Raw genomic sequence first — 14,976 nt, forward strand, 5'->3', positions numbered from 1 at the left:
CATACGGGCCAGCAGCCGTGATGATGGCTGCATCAACAGGCCGGACACACGGAAGCACCTGAACCCGCGCGATCAAATCTTCCGAACACCCCCTTGTATCCGACGGGGCGTCCACACACGGTCATTCCGGGTGCGCGATCGGCTTCCCAACTCCAGACAGTCATTAATCTGACCGTATTAGCGAATTTCCGCCCCATTGGCCGACCCGCGCCGCTATTTGGCGGCACGAACAGCCTTCCACGTCAGGACGAAACGTCGACCTTCCGACCACGTCTGGCCTTCAATATGGTCGCCAACGAGGCAGCCGGATGTCTGATAGGGACCGGAGGCATCCTGCGTGCGGAAAGCGAAGCATGGCCGTCCGTTGGTCGCACCGGCCCGGCCGAGGTCGATCGCGTGTTCGTAAAACGCCCCGGTCAACGCCCCATCCGCCGCAATCGAGAGCGTCATGGGCTTGAGATAGGCTGGCGCCTGCGGCGTGGGGCGAAGATCGACCGTCCAGTCGCCAGCAAGAGCGGACTTGTCCTGCGCGGCGGCGGGAATGGCGGTCGTGATGAGGGCGATGGCGATGAACAGTCGGGTCATGGACGATCCTTTCAGGCGGAGGGAGGGCAGAAGGCGGCGGACAGCAGGTCGTGGGTCAGGCCCTTGCCCTGCCAGACCTCGCCGAACTCGGCGGTGGCGTCGTTGGTGAAGAAAATGACGGCGCGGCCGAGCGTGGGCGCGATGACGTTGCGGACCTGCGCTCCGCCGAAGTCGCCGCGGCGCTCGACGAGCTGCACCGGTTCCGCACAGCCCTTCAGCCGCGCCGAGAAGGACCAGACACCAAGCGCCATGAAGCCCAGCTGGGGATCCCCGGCCCAGGCCGTTGCGCGCGCCGTGGGATCGAGCAGCCGTCCGGTCATCAGCCCGCGATCAAACTTGGCAAGATCGCCGGCGCTGCCGGTCAACGCGGCCGCGGCTCCGCCCGTCGCAACGTTCAACGCCGGGACTGGCACGTTGGCGTCATAGCCGGTGGCAGCCGCACCGCCACGAGGCTGGCCATCGCGGGCGAGGCGCAGCGTCCTGATCCCGAACGGCCGGGCGATACGCTTCTCGACGAGCTGCGCGTAGCTGCGCCCGGTCACCGCGCGGAGCGCCGCGCCGAGGACGAGATAATCGCAGTTGTTGTATTCCCACTGCCCGCCGCGTGCAGCCTTGGCCCTCCCCGAGCAGAATCCGGCGGCGCTGGCGTCGTCGCCGATCCCTCGACCGGTCTGGCGGTAGAAGCCGGGCACGCCGTCGATCGCGGGCGTGTCCGACGGGTTAGGAAGGCCGGAGCGATGCTGGAGCAGCTCGCGCACCGTGATGGCGCGGTTGCCGCCGAAGTCGGGCAGGTAGCGGCCGATCGGCGCGTCGAGCGCCATTCGACCCTTCGCGACCTCCTGCATGACGAGGGTCGCTGTGACCTGCTTCGTCACCGACGCCCACAGCCACCGCTGACCGACGTGATTGGGCATCTGCCGGGCGCGATCCGCAAGGCCGAAGGCCGCGGCTCGAGCCGACCTGGCTGCATCGGTGATGACCAGTTCGCCGGGCAGGCCGGCGGCCGTCACCACGGCCGCCGCCCGATCGAACGCCGCACCGAGCGGCGGGGGAACCTTCGACGTCGGCGTGCTGCCGAGCGTCTGGCCGGCGATGGTGCCGAGCAACATCGCCAGCACTGTGTTTCGCCGAGTCCTCGTGAACATTGTCATCGCCGTTCCCCTGTTCGTTGTCGCAAGTGTCGTGGACGAAGGGGTTAGCGTCGAGGCGAGCGCGACCGGCGTCGTCACGGTGCGACGGGCGTCGTCCATGGGCCCATGGCAATGCCGGCAGACGTGCTAGACAGGCCGGCGATGCACGCTTCCGCCCCTTCGACCGTGACTGTCCCGGTGCCTGCCCGCCTGGCGCTAGCCAGCATCGCCGGTTTCTGGACGGTGTGGCTTGTACTGGTCACGGGCCGTGCGCTGGTCATGGGCTGGCCCGATCAGGGCGGGATGCTTACCCGCCGGCTTGGCATGACGCTGATCGGTGCGGGCCTCGCGTGGCTCATTCATCTGGGCCTGCGGCGCGTGTCAGCAGCGCGCCTGTCCGTCCGGGCTGGTGCAGCGTTCCTGGCCTGCGCGCCCGCGGCGCTGCTGTTTGCGGCGCTCAACAGCTACTTGTTCTATCGCTGGCTGCCCGTGCCCTCGGTCCTGCCCGACCTTGCCCGTTGGGAAGACGGCGCCGTGCTGCGGACTGCGATCGCGGACGGCTTCGTCACCTGGTATTTCTTCTTCGCCGCGTGGGCCGCGTTTCTGCTGGCGCTCGGGTTCGTCGGTGAAGTGCAGGCAGTCGAGCGGCAGCGCGGCGTGGCAGAGGCCGCCGCCCGCGACGCCAAGCTGGCGATGCTGCGCCTACAAGTCGATCCGCATTTTCTATTCAACGCCCTCAACGCGCTTGCCGCGATGGTGGCCGGCGGCGAGACCAGAGCCGCCGGTGCCATGATCCGAGATCTGGCGGCGTTCTTCCGGACGGGACTGGTGGAGGATCCGGTGGCCGACGTCACGCTGGCGGACGAGGTCGAGTTTCAGCGGCTCTATCTTGCCATCGAGCAGGCGCGGTTCGGTGACCGCCTGCTGGTGGAGATCGATGTGCCGGAAGACATCCACCACATCCCGGTGCCGCCGCTCATTCTCCAGCCACTGGTCGAGAATGCAATCAAGCACGGCCTGGCGCGACCACGGCCCCGGTCACGATCGGGGTATGCGGACAGCGCGAGGACGGGGCAATCCAACTTCGCGTCGTCAACCGCACGATCGCCGGCGCGGTCAGTCCCGGCGACCCGATCCCCGCCTCGACGGGGATTGGTCTCGCAAATGTCCGGGCGCGGATCGCGACGCGCTTCGGCCCTCGTGCGTCGCTCACCGCAGGACCGGCCGACAATGGCTGGGACAGCACCATCTCGATCCCGGCGAGTGACGCGCGTGACTGATCCTGCGCTGACCGCCCTGGTCGTCGATGACGAGGCGCCCGCCCGGCGCCTGCTGAAGCTGTTGTGCGCCGAGGCGGGCGTGCGCATCGCCGGTGAGGCGGACTGCGGCGAAGCGGCGCTGAAGAGCCTATCGGAGCGCCCCGTCGACATCCTGTTCCTCGACATCGCCATGCCGGGGATCGGCGGCATGGAGGCGGCACGCCGAGTGCCGCACGACCATCGGACGCCCGCGATCATCTTCACCACGGCGTACACCGCTCATGCGCTCGCCGCCTTCGACGTGGGCGCGGTTGATTACCTGCTCAAGCCAATCGAACCGGATCGACTGGCGGCGGCCGTCGATCGTGCGCGTGCGTTCCTCGCCGGTCGCCCAGTCGGCAACATGCCCACCGAAGATCATCTGTGGGTGCCGCAGCGCAATAATTTGATCCGCGTCGAGCTTGCAGTCGTTGAGTGGGTCGAGGCGGAACGGGACTATGTACGCCTGCACATCGCGGGCCGCTCGCATCTGCTGCGCGAGACGATGGACAACATCGCTGCGCGACTGCCCGCGTCACTCTTCCAGCGCATCCATCGCTCGACGATCATTCGGCGCGACCTGATCGACGGTCTTTGCCACGAGGGCGGCGGTGTATGGGCGGTAGTCCTGCCGAGCGGCACAACGCTTCGCATCGGCCGGAGTTATCTGGACAAAGTCCGCACCTCGTGAGCATCCCGCAAAGGACCTCTGGGTATGAAAGCGCGGTCGTACGATCCGGCGGCTTGCAAATGGCGGAACCAACCGAAGTTTGATCAGACCCACAATCGGTCGTTAAACGCCCCCTGCCCTCTTCCCAGTACCTGCCGTTCGTTCAGGCGATAGGCTCACCCCCTCGGCCATTTCGTGCAGGCGTGTGGAAGGGGGGATGGGCACTTGCCGGCAAGGCAGCTATCAGCAACCCCGAAGCGGATATTCCGCGGACATGCGGCGGAACAGTTCGGTGAAAATACGGAAGAAGCGATCCGCCAACGGCGACCGCTGATTGTTCATACCACCCGGCGCGGAGGGCCAAGGCCTGCGTCCATCGAACGGCGTAGATTCGGTTTTGATATACAAGTTGATCGAGCGGCGGACTGATATGATCCTGACGGGACACGAGGCTTGTTGCCCGAGCGCGGCCTGATCACCAACATGGCCGCCGCCCGTGTTCGGCCGTTCCAGAGGCAAGCCGGCCTATCCGCGATGAAGTCATCGTTTCTCGGCTGGGCTTTAGGATGGAAACCAGGGGGCGTTAAAGACTAGATAACTTGCCAGCGGAAATGTGAATGCGAAGCCGTGCTGCCATGTGGACCACGTCGCCTGATGTTCGCGCCAGGTCAACGGCAAGTTCCCCCAGCGTGGCGCCCAACAGCGCTCGACCACGTAAGTCTGTGATGTCGCTTTGTGTCCAACGGCGCTGATCGTTCATATCGGACCTCCGGTCGAAAGCGGGCACCTCGCCACCACCATTCCTGCACGGCCCCGATCGGGATTTTCGCTGAGATCGTCGAGGCCTCGAGCGTCACGCTCCAACGCGGCGTGCAGATCGGTAGGCCGTAGGACACGGGTACTGCTGCCCCCAGGGGACTCGACAATCAGGTCAATGCTGGTCGCGACGTACACGGGATCGAACGATCCCTGATGCATCTCCTCACGCGTGTGGATGGCATAGCGTCCAGCCGGGAGAATTCGGGGATCGCTTCCGATCCTTACGTCACCTCGGAAGTGCACGGTCGAGGACCGTGTACGGGTCAGGCCAGAATGGGTCAGCATCTAGAGCGTCCAGGTCCGCAGTGGTGTACGCCGCACGGTACCCGTCAGCAGCTTCCGGCCAAAAGCGGCCCGCATCGTCTCGGCAGCAATGATGTTCATCAGGACGACGCGTGTCCCGCCGGATGCCAGCGTCTCGATAGCGCTGACCGTAGCACCGTACCGGGCGCAGGACTTGATCACTTCGGCTTCGGTGGCATTGACGTTGATCGCGCGAGACATGGCGGCTCCTCATTCAAGCGGGAGCGCGAGTAAGTCTCTCAGCCAGGTCTTTGCTCAGAAGGGCAACCCGGTACGCAAAATATGGTGCTGAACCGCCGGTACGACAAGTGGCACAGAAGGCTTGTGTGTCGCTATCTTGTGCAGCAGGCGAGGAAACGCCACCTATGCTGCAATGCACAATAGGGCGCGTGCGGCAGCATAGCCTATCCGTTGCTTCCCTCTGCCAAAAATGAGGCGCCGCCATGCGCTCGATTTCCGATACGATCTCCCATCTCCGCACCCTGGCGACCGCCGAGCCCCACATAGACCAGCGGACGGGGCCCTTGGTCGCCATAGATGATTTCGGGCGCAATCCCGGCGACCTGCGGGGGTATCTGCATGTTCCGCACGATCTGCCCGCCCATGCTCCGCTCGTCGTCGTGCTGCACGGCTGCACGCAGACCGCCGCCGCCTATGACCATGGATCGGGATGGTCGACCCTGGCGGACCGATTCGGCTTCGCGCTCTTGTTTCCCGAGCAGCAGCGCGCCAACAACCCCAATCTCTGCTTCAACTGGTTCTCGGTCGAAGACACGCGCCGCGGTAGCGGCGAGGTCGAGTCGATCCGCGAGATGGTCGCAACCGCGGTCGAGCGCCACGGCCTCGATCCGGCACGGGTCTTCGTCACCGGCCTGTCAGCGGGCGGCGCGATGACCTCCGCATTGCTAGCCTGCCATCCCGAACTTTTTGCGGGAGGCGCAATCATTGCCGGGCTACCGTTCGACACCGCCCATAGCGTGCCCGAGGCGATGGAGCGGATGCGTGGCCGCGGCCATGACCGCACCAGCTTAAGCGACCGGGTGCGAGCGGCGTCTGCGCACAGCGGTCCCTGGCCGATGGTGTCGGTCTGGCACGGTACGGCGGACATGACGGTCGCCCCCGTCAACGCCGCGCTGATCATCGACCAGTGGCGCGAGCTGCACCGCGTCGGCGAGCCGGACATCGCCGAGCATGTCGGTGGTCATACCCGCCGCGTCTGGCACGATGTGGCCGGACGGGTGGTGATCGAGGAGTATAGGGTCACGGCCATGGGGCATGGCACGCCGCTCGCAACAGATGGCGATGAGGCCTGCGGTGAGCCTGGCCCACATATGCTCAGCGCAAATATTTCCTCCACTTATCGGATCGCGGCCGCCTGGAGCATCGTGCCCGCCGCGGCGCCATCCCGGCCGGTCGCTACCGTAGCAACCGAACCGCAGCGGCCGGAAACGGCACGGCCATCACGGTTCGACCCGACGGCCACGATCAACGATGCACTTCGGGCGGCCGGGCTGATCAAGCCATGAGGCTGCGCATCCGGCATCGCACCGTCTATCACTATACTCAACCGGTCCGCTTTCTGGATCATCGCCTGCTGGTCACGCCACGCGCGACCCACGACGTGGCGATAATCTCGTCGAGGCTGCGGATCGATCCCGCCGCCTCGCTAATCTGGAGCGAAGACGCTGCGGGCAATACCACGGCGCTCGCCCTGATCGCCGAGGCCGCCGCGACCCTGACCATCGAAGCCGAGCATGAGGTGCTGCACAGCGCGGAGCCTTACCCGGTGTTCCGGCTGGACCCGGCTGCCCACCGGTACCCTTTTGCCTATGCGTCCGATGATCGGGCCCTGTTCGGGCCGGGGCTGCTCAGCGGGGACGCGGATCAAGACGAAGATCAGGCGCGGTGGCTGGCCGGGTTTCGGGCAACCGCGCCGGACGATACGTTGAGGCTGCTCAACGCCCTTAACGAAGCCATCGGGGCCACCATCGCCTATCGCCCGCGCGACGAAGAAGGCACGCAATCGCCCTCGCGCACCCTGGCGCTGCGCAGCGGATCGTGCCGTGACTTGGCGGCGCTGTTTCTCTGGGCGGTGCGGCGGCTGGGCTTCGCCGCGCGAGCGGTGTCGGGCTATCTGTTCGATCCAGGAATGGCGGCAGGCGATGTCGGCGCGACCCATGCCTGGTGTGAGGTCTTCCTGCCTGGCGCAGGGTGGATCGCGTTCGACCCGACCCAGCGACGGATCGGCGGAGCCGGGCTCGTCGCTACGGCGGTTGGCGTGACCAGCGCGGCAGTGCTGCCAGTAATCGGCGGGTTCGTCGGCGATGCGGCCGCTTTTGCTAGTTTGGATGCAAGTGTCGTCGTCGAAGCCCTCGATGCCACCGCTTCCGTGTAACGGTCTTTGTAGGTCGTTTTAGACGTGCTAGGCCGCCTCCCACGCGGGAGCGATCGACATTGCTGCCGATCCTGTGGAGCGCGCATCCCGCCATGCCTATCGAACCAACCATGTCGGACGGCTCCCCTTCGCAAGCGACCGTACTGGACACGCTTAACGTCCGCATCAGCGCGGGGACCGGGCGTAACATGATGTTCGCGCACGGGTTCGGATGCGACCAGAATATGTGGCGCTTCGTCGCCCCCGACTTCGCTACCGATTTCCGCACGATACTGTTCGATCATGTCGGCGCTGGCGGCTCCGACCTGGGTGCCTATGATGCCGACAAATATGACAGTCTCGACGGCTATGCCGATGACGTCATCGAGTTGGCCCGCACTTTGGATGTTACGAATGGTGTGTTCGTCGGCCATTCCGTCAGTGCGATGATCGGCCTCGTTGTCGCACGCCGAGCGCCCGAACTCTTCTCGACGATCGTCCTGGTCAGCCCTTCGCCCTGCTATATCGACGACATAGATTATACGGGCGGCTTCACCCGCGACGAGATAGACGAGCTACTCCAGTTCCTCGACAGCAACCCTATGGGCTGGTCGCAGGCGATGGCGCCGGTCATCATGGGCAACCCCGATCGGCCCGAACTGAGTGAGGAACTCGCCGCCAGCTTCTGCCGCACCGATCCCGAAATCGCCAAGCGCTTTGCTCGCGTCACGTTCCTGACCGACAGTCGGGGCGACCTTGGCCCTATCGATGCCGATGTCCTCGTTCTGCAATGCCGGGAGGATGCGATCGCGCCACCCGGCGTCGGAGCGTATGTCCAGCGCGCGATCCCCAGAAGCCGTCTGGTAACGTTGGATGCCGTTGGCCACTGCCCGAACCTCAGCGCCCCGGCATCCACCATCGCGGCGATACGCGCCTTTGTCTGATCCCGACACGCCCGAAATCGCCGCCGCCACTACGATCGACTTCGAGGCGCTGTTCGAGACGGCTCCGTGCGGCTTTCTCGTGTCCGATCGCGATGGCCGGCTCGTTCGCGTCAACAGAACCTTCGCCGGATGGTTGGGCGTGACCCCGGACGATCTGCGCGGCCGACGTTTGCCCGACCTGCTGACCGTAGCGGGCAAGATTTTCTACGAAACTCATTTTGCCCCGACGCTGCGCATGCAGGGCCGCCTTGACGAAGTGGCGCTGGAGTTGGTCGCCGCCGACCGGCGTCGGTTGCCCGTCTTGGTCAACGCCAATACCAACGAAGACAATGCCGATGCCGATCGGCAGGTCCGCTTCGCGGTGTTCCTGGCCGCCGGGCGCCGCGGCTATGAGCAGGACCTGCTCGACGCGCGCGATCGGGCTCAGGCGACGATCGTGAGCGAACGCGCCGATTCTGAGCTGCGCGAACAGTTCATCGCCGTGCTCGGGCACGATCTGCGCAATCCGCTGGCCTCGATCAACAGCGGTCTGCACCTGCTGGCCCGGGAAACGCTGAGCGCGCGCGGCACCAAGGTGACGGAACTGATGAGTGGCAGCGTGTTGCGGGCCAATGCGCTGATCGACAATGTGCTTGATTTCGCGCGGGGGCGGCTGGGGGGCGGGATCACGCTCGCCTATGACGCGCACACGCCGCTGGAGCCGGTGTTGCAACAGGTCGTGTCGGAACTCCGCTCGATCGCACCAGCACAGCCGATCGTCACCCATTTCGCGCTGCACGAGCCCATCTCTTGCGACCATGTACGAATCGGCCAGCTATTGTCGAACCTCCTGGGCAATGCCCTGACCCATGGTGCAAAGGACCAGCCGGTTCGGGTCGATGCCACGACGTCGCTGGGAGAACTCGTCATCGCAGTCTCGAACGGTGGGACGCCAATTTCGGAGGCGGCGCTCGGGCGGCTGTTCCAGCCCTTTTATCGAGGGCATGACCGGGTCCGCCAAGGCCTTGGCCTGGGCCTTCACATCGCCTCGGAGATCGCCCTGGCGCATGGCGGCACGCTGGTGGCGCGGTCCGACGCGGTCGCGACCACCTTCATTTTTACCATGCCGCTCGCGAATTAATGTGACGGGGGCTGATGAATCGCACCCGATCTCTGCGACCGAGCGTTGAGGGTTATTAGCGACAGCCGGGCATGTTCCGGGCGGAGACCCGGCAATGACCGATGAATTTCACACCATGACCGTTCTTATCGTCGAGGACGACGTGCTGGTGCGCATGCACGGCGTTGGTATTTTCGAGGATGCCGGATTTCGGGTGCTCGACGCGGACAGCGCCGATGAGGCGCTCGTCATACTGAGCGATGGCGGCAAGGTTAACCTTCTGTTCTCAGATGTCGACATGCCGGGCACCATGGATGGGCTTGCCCTCGCGCGCGTAGTGCATGAGCGATGGCCCCGTATCCATTTGCTGATGACGTCAGGCCACCATCGCCTGCGTGACGACGACGTACCGGGGCCCGGCAGGTTTGTCCCCAAGCCATGGCACGCAAACGCGCTGCTGGATGAGGCACGCGCGCTGATCCGGGCCTGAAGCGCATATCAGGGATGGCGGCAATCTGCGGTGCTTCGCTTGCCGCGTATCGCTAGCGCCAGTAACTAGGCTTCCACCGAAAAGATCAAACCATCCGTACCCAGGTCTTCGCTCCCACAATATGATGGTGTGATGATGTCGTTCAATTTGAAGGAGCCCGTGCCGATAGTGGCGTCACGCGACCCACTTGACCAAGGCGCGAAAAGGCAATTCAAATCCGTCTTGTATACCTACATGCTAGGCCATTAGCCATTCAATAAACTTCACAATCTGCCGCCATACAAAATCGATCCCACGACCATAATAACGCGTAGCGCCTTGCATTCAGCGCTTTAAATTATGGTGCATCGCATTTTATCAAAGCTCGCGATATCAATTTACGTCCATCATCATGTGGCACGACTTTTGATTGATCAGGCGGCCCTACGTTCATTTAGAGGCCGCTCGGTCAGCAACCGCTCAACACGCTTCAGGTGCGCATCGCTTGCGATCCCTACGTCAATTGGTCGAGCGGATAGTTCAGCGTGGTCGCCGTTGAGAAAGGCCTTTACACGTTCAGGCGTGCGCAATGCGGCCCAGGCAACCTACGTGAGACGGAGTTGCCGCGCGGCGGCTTCACGCAGTATAGCGGTGCGTACCGGACGAAATTTTCGCCTCTTTTTTGATGATTGACTGTGCCGTCACTGGCAGCCTCTGGGGTGACAGTCTCGGACAACTGACGCGCGAACCCACGAGAGCAACGCCACCGGTGCCGGCGCGCAAAATACCAATACGGCGTGAATAGGCCGCGGTAAGTCCACGATGGGCAAGACGTGCTTCCGCCGACCCGTCAGCCGACGCCGCAACCAATGAAACCTGATGACGGTGAAAGTGGTAGTTGAGATCTATATACCAATCCCGTCTGTAAGCGGGGGCGAACAAGTCTCTCAGCCAATGGCGACTACGATAGGATGCCAGTGATAGCTTACATATAGGCTCAATGCGCCAAATTGTAAGCCAGCATGACCTGCGACCGACGCGATCGATCGCCCCAATGTAGAAATAGTGGCTTGGACCCAAAAGCGGACGCCCGTTCAGCCACAACTTCCGGCTACGACTCTTTGCTGGGAGTTGGACCGGCGATCTCAGGCGTCACCCAGCGCCCGCCGAACCTGCTGCTCCTCGAGGTCCAGTTCTTCGCCGAGCTCACGGTGCGCCTCCGCGTCAATTCGGTCGGTCTGCTCGGCGAGCTTGTCGCGCGCCGCCTCTATCGCAATAAGCCGCAGCCGCTGCTGCGCCTCGAGCTGACCCGTCTTCGTCTCGACGTCCTGCCCCACAACGCTAGCCCGGTGCGCTCGTACGCGGTACTCCTCAACCAGCTCGGCTGCGGCTTGGCCATGCTCCGACGCGATATCGTCGACATGGTCGCGCACCGCATCGAGGGCGGCCCTGGCGAGCTCGGCGCGGGCGCGAGCGGTCTCCGGCTCGGGCGGCGCGTCCTCCTCCTCCACGCCGAGGCGGCGGATCAACCAGCCAAGCGTCGTGCCTTGCACCACCAGCGTGGTGAAGATCGCGCAGAAGGCGAGGAACACGATGATGTCGCGCGCGGGGAAGCGGGCTGGCAGCGCGAGCGCGGCCGCGAGGCTGACCACCCCGCGCATCCCCGCCCATGAGAGTACGGCCGGATGGCTCCAGGGCGGCATTGGATCCTCCTCGCGGATCCTCCGTGACAGCGCCCGCGGTAGCCAGATCGCGGGGAACACCCAGACGAACCGGCCGACGATCAGCGTCGCCGACACGGCGAGCCCGAGCCACAGCAGCATCTCGCCGTCGTAGTTTCCTAACCGCCCAATGATGCCGCGCAGCTGCAGGCCGATCAGCATGAACACCAGCGCGGTGAGGACGAATTCGATGAACGCCCACACCGACGCGATCCCAAGCCGGCTCTCGCCCGTGAACTCGGCGCGCTGCTGGCGACCGAGCACCAGCCCGCACGCGACCGCGGCTAGCACGCCCGACGCGTGCAACTGCTCGGCCAGGAAGTAGGCGATGAAGCCCGCGAGCAGGCTGACCGTGATGTCGAGCAGCGTGTCCTCGAGCAGCGCGAATATCCACATCGCGATCCGCCCGACGATCCAACCCGCAAGCGTCCCGCCGACTGCAGATCCGACGAATTGGACCGCGCCGCTGCCTATGCTGAAGCTCCCCGCCAGCGTCGCCGCCACCGCGAACCGGTAGAGTACCAGTGAGGACGCGTCGTTGATCAAGCTCTCGCCCTCAAGCACCGTCACGATGCGCTTGGGCAGCCTCACCTGCTTCAGCACCGCCGCCGCGGCGACCGCGTCGGGCGGCGCGACGATGGAACCGAGCGTGATCGCGGCCCACCATGGCAGGCTGGGCACCAGGAGGTGGGCCACTACGGCGACGGCCGCCGCGGTGAAGAAGACCGCGCCAACTGCCAGCAGCAAGATTGGTCTCAGGTTGAACCGGAACGCCGGCCAGTCGGTCCGGTAGGCGCTCGCCTGCAGCAGCGGCGGCAGGAACAAGGCCAGCGCGAGCTCTGGCTCCAGCTCGACCGTGCCGATGCCGGGTACGAAGGCAAGCCCGATGCCGCCGAGCACCAGCGCGACAGCCAGCGGCACGCGCACGCGGTGCGCGGCGTAGGCGAGCGCGACGGACGCGGCGACCAGGATGAGCAGCAGCTCTAGCGTGTGCATCGGCGCTGACTCATACCGCTGCCAACGCGGCGGAACGGGTGCGATAAGCCACTGCTCCTGTGATGCCCACGTTGATGTCCTTCAGCAGCGACAGCGTGTCGGTGGGCGAGGCAAGGACGAACCCTTTGACCCAGAGTGCCAGCGCGCCGTCCTTGTCGTCGTGAATGGGACGCAGCAGAGCGCCGAGATCGGCCGCCTCATCATCCGAGTAGCTGAATGGATAGGAATGCGCGTCCGGCGCAATCCGGAATAGCGGCCACTCCGGCGCCGATTGCTCAATCAGGATATTGGCCGCGATCACGAGTTCGGAGGCGGGCTCGGCAAAGCGGACGGTGGCGACGATGTTGCCGAACATGTCCAGCGTCCATTCCTGGTTAGCCTCTGGCTCGCATTCGAGCTCGCGCGCGAGCACCCGCAGATCATGATCGCCGCGCGGCGTCAGCAACAATCGATGGGGCCAGAGCGTGACCGGCCGGCGGTAGCTATAGGTCGTAGTGTAGCGGATGCGAAACCTCATGACGCACTGAACGCCCCACGCCGCGCAAGGGCAGCGAAGATATCCAGGATGCTCGCCCTATCTTTCCGGCGCCGGTCACCTATATTGGTCAGGCTAAACGTCGCCTGCGACGGATATCGGGCCGCTCAGGCTCCCCTTGTCCCTTTCTAGCCTCACGAAGCCGGGATGCGCCGCTGTTGGCGCATGCCCGACCACGCATGGGACAGAGGATACCCATATGATCACCGGCACCGTCAAATTCTTCAACGCCGACAAGGGCTATGGCTTCATTGCGCCCGAGGACGGAAGCACCGACGCCTTCGTCCACATTACCGCCGTCGAGCGCGCCGGCATGCGCACGCTCAACAAGGACGACCGCGTCTCCTACGAGCTGGAGACGGATCGCCGCGGCAAGTCCTCGGCGGTGAACATTCAGGCAGCCTGAGCAAGGCCGATCGGCGGAGGCCCTCGAGGCCTTCGCCAAACCGTCCTTCTGCGCAGGAGCCATCATGTCCTTACCACTTTATCGAGATGAGGCCGCTCGTCAGCGGCTGGCCGCCGAGGAATCAACCCTCCAGAATGTGCGCGAGCGATGCGAACGCGCAGCGCAGGCCTGGGATGCACTCGCCGTTCGTAGCGAGCGAGTCGACGCGACGCGCACCAAGGCCGCGGCGGACAAGCTGCTGGGCGACCCGAGCGAGAACCCGGACCGCGGACTTGCCGCACCCGTTCGTCGCGACACCTGACGTTGGCGACGCTCGAAGCTGCGATCAGCGGAAACCCCGGAGAGCGTGCGGGCTTGCTCGTCGACACGGCCGAAATACCCGGCGGCGGTGAGCTGCGCCTGCTTCGACATGGGCCTCATTACGAGATTATGTTTGGCGAGGAGCAGCTGATGGGAAGCTGGTCCTACCGATCGGAGCAGGCGCTCGCGACGTTGGCGCTTGAGGGCTTGGGCGAACAGCCGCGCGTCCTGATCGGCGGGCTGGGGATGGGGTTCACTCTCGCCGCAGCGCGAGCCGCCCTGCCAATGGGCGCCAGCATCGTCGTCGCCGAGCTTGTGCCCAAGATCGTGGCCTGGGCTGGCGGCCACCTGCGCCATCTGTTCGGCAATTCTCTTGAAGATCCGCGGGTCGCGGTTGAGGTACGGGATGTCCACGACCTGATCGTCAATCAGGCCGGTGGGTTCGACGCGATCCTGCTTGATGTCGACAACGGACCCGACGGGCTCATCACCCTTGCCAATGAGCGGCTCTATTCCGCTTGGGGCTTGCGTGCTGCGCGTGCGGCACTTCGGCCCGGCGGCGTGCTCGCCATCTGGTCGGCTTACCCGGACCACGGCTTTTCCCACCAGCTGCGGACGTCCGGCTTCGACGTCGAGGAATTCAGGATCGATACGGATCGAGGCGAGGACAACCCAGATCACACGATCTGGCTCGCCACGGTGGATCGGAAAAGCGATAGATCAAGCGGCACCGATTTTGCCCGGTTTGGGGTTGAGGCATGACGAAACGCGCGCCATCGCCGGTCCTCTGGTTGGACATCTGGATTGAGGGTTGCACCACCAGCCTTCGCATGTTCGAGACGATAGCCGCAGTGCCGGCGGTGTTGAACGCCCGCATGCCGATGATCGGGGCAGCCGCTTTCGACCCGCTCCATGGCAATTGGCCCGAGCTACACAGAATGGTTGCCGAAAAGACCGAAGCATTCGTAAAGGCCAGCCTCTCGCTGACGCGAGACATGCAAGCGATCCAATCCGAGATGATGCAGCCTAACCGCTCCGCGAGGAGCGCTGCCTTATCGAGCGCACGAAGCCGGTACCACGCCATCGGGGCTGCCGGACGGGCACTGGCCCCGCTCCACGCCGCGGCGACTGGAAACGCGAGGCGCTTGCAAGCCTGGCGCTTAACTATGGATAACGCTCAGGCGGGTCAGACGACCCAGTTGCGTTGGGGTGGACGCCCCCTGACGGCATCGATGTGCCAGAGTGGAGGTGTTGAAGCACCACTGCAGGAGGCGTCCATGGAAGAGGTTAGCACAGTCGGCATTGATCTGGCCAAGTCGGTTTTCCA

Annotated in this window: 15 protein-coding genes; 10 read left to right on the forward strand and 5 right to left on the reverse strand. The window is 64.7% G+C overall.

The features are described from left to right. Positions 1 to 213: 213 nt before the first annotated feature. Together ACU5AX_RS20530 and ACU5AX_RS20535 are read right to left on the reverse strand one after the other, a co-directional pair. The gene (locus ACU5AX_RS20530) at positions 214 to 585 is read right to left on the reverse strand and encodes a hypothetical protein (protein ID WP_446692379.1); all 372 of its coding nucleotides are present in this window, start codon (positions 583 to 585) and stop codon (positions 214 to 216) included. An 11-nt stretch (positions 586 to 596) separates the two neighbouring features. Beyond that, positions 597 to 1,694 (reverse strand): serine hydrolase domain-containing protein, encoded by a 1,098-nt coding sequence (locus tag ACU5AX_RS20535; RefSeq protein ID WP_446692393.1) that lies wholly within the window; start codon positions 1,692 to 1,694, stop codon positions 597 to 599. A gap of 183 nt (positions 1,695 to 1,877) precedes the next feature. On the opposite strand from ACU5AX_RS20535, the gene ACU5AX_RS20540 reads away from it, so the two are divergent. Next, complete coding sequence (locus tag ACU5AX_RS20540) at positions 1,878 to 3,704, forward strand: response regulator (protein ID WP_446692380.1); 1,827 nt, start codon at positions 1,878 to 1,880, stop codon at positions 3,702 to 3,704. 1,083 nt (positions 3,705 to 4,787) lie between these two features. On the opposite strand, the gene ACU5AX_RS20545 is transcribed toward ACU5AX_RS20540, so the two are convergent. Next, positions 4,788 to 5,006 (reverse strand): hypothetical protein, encoded by a 219-nt coding sequence (locus ACU5AX_RS20545; RefSeq protein WP_446692381.1) that lies wholly within the window; start codon positions 5,004 to 5,006, stop codon positions 4,788 to 4,790. Positions 5,007 to 5,248: 242 nt separating this feature from the next. Here ACU5AX_RS20545 and ACU5AX_RS20550 point away from each other — a divergent pair, with 242 nt between their 5' ends. The 5 genes from ACU5AX_RS20550 to ACU5AX_RS20570 all read left to right on the forward strand — a co-directional run bounded on the left by ACU5AX_RS20550 (position 5,249) and on the right by ACU5AX_RS20570 (position 9,712). Continuing rightward, entirely contained in the window at positions 5,249 to 6,331 is a 1,083-nt protein-coding gene (locus tag ACU5AX_RS20550; RefSeq protein WP_446692382.1) for an extracellular catalytic domain type 1 short-chain-length polyhydroxyalkanoate depolymerase, read from the forward strand. Further along, entirely contained in the window at positions 6,328 to 7,200 is an 873-nt protein-coding gene (locus ACU5AX_RS20555; RefSeq protein WP_446692383.1) for a transglutaminase family protein, read from the forward strand. Before ACU5AX_RS20550 ends, ACU5AX_RS20555 begins: the two co-directional genes overlap by 4 nt. 110 nt (positions 7,201 to 7,310) lie before the next feature. Then, complete coding sequence (locus ACU5AX_RS20560) at positions 7,311 to 8,123, forward strand: alpha/beta fold hydrolase (protein ID WP_446692384.1); 813 nt, start codon at positions 7,311 to 7,313, stop codon at positions 8,121 to 8,123. Next, the gene (locus ACU5AX_RS20565; protein ID WP_446692385.1) at positions 8,053 to 9,243 is read left to right on the forward strand and encodes a PAS domain-containing sensor histidine kinase; all 1,191 of its coding nucleotides are present in this window, start codon (positions 8,053 to 8,055) and stop codon (positions 9,241 to 9,243) included. Before ACU5AX_RS20560 ends, ACU5AX_RS20565 begins: the two co-directional genes overlap by 71 nt. 94 nt (positions 9,244 to 9,337) lie before the next feature. Further along, positions 9,338 to 9,712: a response regulator gene (locus ACU5AX_RS20570; RefSeq protein ID WP_446692386.1), complete on the forward strand. Its 375-nt coding sequence runs from the start codon at positions 9,338 to 9,340 to the stop codon at positions 9,710 to 9,712. A gap of 1,124 nt (positions 9,713 to 10,836) precedes the next feature. Here the strand turns inward: ACU5AX_RS20570 and ACU5AX_RS20575 are convergent. Both ACU5AX_RS20575 and ACU5AX_RS20580 read right to left on the reverse strand, forming a co-directional pair. Further along, positions 10,837 to 12,408 carry a Na+/H+ antiporter gene (locus ACU5AX_RS20575; protein ID WP_446692387.1) on the reverse strand — a complete coding sequence of 524 codons (1,572 nt, stop codon included), beginning with the start codon at positions 12,406 to 12,408 and terminating at the stop codon, positions 10,837 to 10,839. A 10-nt stretch (positions 12,409 to 12,418) separates the two neighbouring features. Further along, complete coding sequence (locus ACU5AX_RS20580; RefSeq protein ID WP_446692388.1) at positions 12,419 to 12,925, reverse strand: transglutaminase N-terminal domain-containing protein; 507 nt, start codon at positions 12,923 to 12,925, stop codon at positions 12,419 to 12,421. Positions 12,926 to 13,142: 217 nt separating this feature from the next. Between ACU5AX_RS20580 and ACU5AX_RS20585 the strand changes: the two genes are divergently transcribed. From ACU5AX_RS20585 to ACU5AX_RS20600, 4 genes are all read left to right on the forward strand, one after another. After that, a complete protein-coding gene (locus ACU5AX_RS20585) occupies positions 13,143 to 13,349 on the forward strand; it encodes a cold-shock protein (protein ID WP_446692389.1) in 207 nt (68 codons plus the stop codon). 64 nt (positions 13,350 to 13,413) lie between these two features. Further along, positions 13,414 to 13,650: a hypothetical protein gene (locus tag ACU5AX_RS20590; RefSeq protein ID WP_446692390.1), complete on the forward strand. Its 237-nt coding sequence runs from the start codon at positions 13,414 to 13,416 to the stop codon at positions 13,648 to 13,650. 2 nt (positions 13,651 to 13,652) lie between these two features. Then, positions 13,653 to 14,411 carry a spermidine synthase family protein gene (locus ACU5AX_RS20595; RefSeq protein ID WP_446692391.1) on the forward strand — a complete coding sequence of 253 codons (759 nt, stop codon included), beginning with the start codon at positions 13,653 to 13,655 and terminating at the stop codon, positions 14,409 to 14,411. Then, positions 14,408 to 14,976, forward strand: a 569-nt coding sequence (locus ACU5AX_RS20600) for a hypothetical protein (protein ID WP_446692392.1), incomplete at its 3' end; no start/stop codon positions are given. The genes ACU5AX_RS20595 and ACU5AX_RS20600, both read left to right, overlap by 4 nt.

Source organism: Sphingomonas benefaciens (assembly GCF_052907485.1).

Bases quoted from the DNA above. Each gene is read 5' to 3' on its own strand.
- ACU5AX_RS20530 (WP_446692379.1), bottom strand. From the start codon at position 585: ATGACCCGACTGTTCATCGCCATCGCCCTCATCACGACCGCCATTCCC.
- ACU5AX_RS20535 (WP_446692393.1), bottom strand. From the start codon at position 1,694: ATGTTGCTCGGCACCATCGCCGGCCAGACGCTCGGCAGCACGCCGACG.
- ACU5AX_RS20540 (WP_446692380.1), top strand. From the start codon at position 1,878: ATGCACGCTTCCGCCCCTTCGACCGTGACTGTCCCGGTGCCTGCCCGC.
- ACU5AX_RS20545 (WP_446692381.1), bottom strand. From the start codon at position 5,006: ATGTCTCGCGCGATCAACGTCAATGCCACCGAAGCCGAAGTGATCAAG.
- ACU5AX_RS20550 (WP_446692382.1), top strand. From the start codon at position 5,249: ATGCGCTCGATTTCCGATACGATCTCCCATCTCCGCACCCTGGCGACC.
- ACU5AX_RS20555 (WP_446692383.1), top strand. From the start codon at position 6,328: ATGAGGCTGCGCATCCGGCATCGCACCGTCTATCACTATACTCAACCG.
- ACU5AX_RS20560 (WP_446692384.1), top strand. From the start codon at position 7,311: ATGTCGGACGGCTCCCCTTCGCAAGCGACCGTACTGGACACGCTTAAC.
- ACU5AX_RS20565 (WP_446692385.1), top strand. From the start codon at position 8,053: ATGCCGTTGGCCACTGCCCGAACCTCAGCGCCCCGGCATCCACCATCG.
- ACU5AX_RS20570 (WP_446692386.1), top strand. From the start codon at position 9,338: ATGACCGATGAATTTCACACCATGACCGTTCTTATCGTCGAGGACGAC.
- ACU5AX_RS20575 (WP_446692387.1), bottom strand. From the start codon at position 12,408: ATGCACACGCTAGAGCTGCTGCTCATCCTGGTCGCCGCGTCCGTCGCG.
- ACU5AX_RS20580 (WP_446692388.1), bottom strand. From the start codon at position 12,925: ATGAGGTTTCGCATCCGCTACACTACGACCTATAGCTACCGCCGGCCG.
- ACU5AX_RS20585 (WP_446692389.1), top strand. From the start codon at position 13,143: ATGATCACCGGCACCGTCAAATTCTTCAACGCCGACAAGGGCTATGGC.
- ACU5AX_RS20590 (WP_446692390.1), top strand. From the start codon at position 13,414: ATGTCCTTACCACTTTATCGAGATGAGGCCGCTCGTCAGCGGCTGGCC.